This window comes from Kosakonia sp. H7A, assembly GCF_003028445.1.
GTDB classification, from domain to species: domain Bacteria; phylum Pseudomonadota; class Gammaproteobacteria; order Enterobacterales; family Enterobacteriaceae; genus Kosakonia; species Kosakonia radicincitans.
This window is the reverse complement of the sequence record NZ_PYTZ01000076.1, coordinates 1-513: the sequence shown is the minus strand read 5'-3', so window position 1 is coordinate 513 and position 513 is coordinate 1. Positions and strand designations below refer to the sequence as shown.

Below are 513 nucleotides of genomic sequence, written 5' to 3'. Positions count from 1 at the left end.
CAACGCCGCTGCCACTGCGGCGACGCCAGCGGCCGGCCCGGCATCGGCGCCGGCTCCTGCGGTCGAGGCCGGAACGGAACCGCCGCGCGACATGGCCAGCGAGTACCGATGGCTTTACGACCGCATGAGTGGCGCGGTAGGTCGCTATCTCGGCCTGAAGGGCTACTTCCTGCAGCTCAAGGTTGAACGCTGCACCGATGTCGCATCGCTCCAGCAGGTGTTGCCCGATCTGGAGGCGGCCCTGCGCAAGGCGCGCGGCGACGCCTTCACCGAGCAATGGCTGGAGGAAACCCGCCAGCCCGTGTCGTCCTGAGGACGGCACGGGCCTGATCGCAGGTCAGGACAGGCCTTCTGCCTTGAGCGCGGCCTGCACGTCGGCATCTTCGCTCATGCGGGTGAAGAACGCGGCCAGCGCATCCAGGCCGGAGAGGTCCACGCCCACGCGCTGCGCCCAGCGCAGCGTCACGAACAGGTAGGCGTCCGCGCCGGAGCGTTCGCCGGCCAGCCAGGTGT

At 69.8% G+C, this 513-nt stretch carries 2 protein-coding genes; one reads left to right on the top strand and one right to left on the bottom strand.

Annotation, left to right across the window (positions count from 1 at the left end; all coding sequences use genetic code 11):
- Window positions 1-313, top strand: a 313-nt coding sequence (locus CWM66_RS28995; RefSeq protein ID WP_199200080.1) for a hypothetical protein, incomplete at its 5' end; no start/stop codon positions are given.
- A 24-nt stretch (window positions 314-337) separates the two neighbouring features.
- On the opposite strand, the gene CWM66_RS29625 is transcribed toward CWM66_RS28995, so the two are convergent.
- Complete coding sequence (locus CWM66_RS29625) at window positions 338-505, bottom strand: hypothetical protein (RefSeq protein ID WP_369878952.1); 168 nt, start codon at window positions 503-505, stop codon at window positions 338-340.
- Between the last annotated feature and the right edge of the window lie 8 nt (window positions 506-513).